This window comes from Pseudoalteromonas sp. SR44-5, assembly GCF_014163675.1.
In the GTDB taxonomy this organism is placed as follows: domain Bacteria; phylum Pseudomonadota; class Gammaproteobacteria; order Enterobacterales; family Alteromonadaceae; genus Pseudoalteromonas; species Pseudoalteromonas rhizosphaerae.
Genome location: NZ_JACJDT010000126.1, coordinates 1 through 1123, shown reverse-complemented (window position 1 = coordinate 1123; position 1123 = coordinate 1). Strand labels below are relative to the sequence as shown.

General features: G+C 36.4%; 1 protein-coding gene and 1 pseudogene. Both read right to left on the bottom strand.

Features of this window, described 5'->3' with window-relative positions:
- A pseudogene (locus tag H5154_RS22770) lies at positions 1–501 on the bottom strand (hypothetical protein); the annotation flags it as partial.
- Between the two features lie 102 nt (positions 502–603).
- Positions 604–921: a hypothetical protein gene (locus H5154_RS22765; RefSeq protein WP_182719733.1), complete on the bottom strand. Its 318-nt coding sequence runs from the start codon at positions 919–921 to the stop codon at positions 604–606.
- Positions 922–1123: the final 202 nt, after the last annotated feature.

The following is a 1123-nucleotide window of genomic DNA, read 5'->3' as shown; positions in this document are numbered from 1 at the left end:
GCATACAATATCAGCCCATTTAAAACAACAATTACCCAGCTCATCACGCTCTTCACAACCAGGTATCTTATAGGTAAAGCCGACTAACTGTTTTTTTCTGTCAAAATATATTTGCTTTTTAGGGAGGTAACTCTCTGTTATTGGTAATAAATTAAGAAAAAACAGGTTCCAAGAAAAAGTAAGTGCAGGCACCCACCAATGGTAAGGTTCATCCGAATATGTCATCACAATACAAGATAAAAAGAATATAAAGCTCAGAACACCACCAATAGCCATAGGACCAAAAAGCAAAGCTCTAGCAGCACTATTCCCGCACATTTCTATTTTATATCGCTCTGGGTGTTTTTGAATTACTTTTTGCTTTTTTGTAGGTAAATCATATAAATAGCATAAGCCTTTAAATTTTTTCTTGAGGCTATTTAATCTTTCAGGGTAAAAAAAGCGATTATATCGCGTTTTTTTACTCATGATATCAACGGCTAGGTAGTCATTATTTTGCATTTAATATCCTTATTGTTTAATCAACCTTGGCACTTTAAAGTGCCTCGTTTGAATTCCTTTTCTGATTGTTAACGTATCATGGACTCTGAAACTTAAGCCGTTTCACGGAAAGCCGATAAAAAGTTGAACTAGTAAACGCTTTACTTTATATTTCCACGTTAATTGCTCTATGCGCTCAGGCTCTGCTTTCCAATGCTGCCAAGGTTTCGTTATTTCGTCATTTACTTTACCTTTTAGCCAATCAAATGGAAAAGCATCTTCTAAAATTTCGTCCCTAATTTCAATTTGCTGTTCAATTGAAAAGTCTACCCAAAAGTCTGAAGGACGATTATTTTTTTTATCAAACTCTGCCGTAATTGGATCTAAATGGCGGTGCTGTTCATATACCGGCACATCGGGCAATGGCTTACTTAAATCCATAAAGCGCACATAACACTCCCATAATAAATAACAATGGACAGGGTTAGCTGAAAGCTCTACAACTCAACCAGTTACTATTGTTTTAGGGTACTTCTCTTGGTCTATGTGGCTAATTTCTGGAAAGTAATTCATTACACCCGGCGCGCCCATTTTCGAGGTTAACCTGCAAACAATCTCTTCCCATTTAAAGCAACAGTTACCT

What these genes read in the sequence shown, in the direction of transcription:
- H5154_RS22765 (WP_182719733.1), bottom strand. Translation starts at nt 921, where the DNA reads ATGGATTTAAGTAAGCCATTGCCCGATGTGCCGGTATATGAACAGCAC.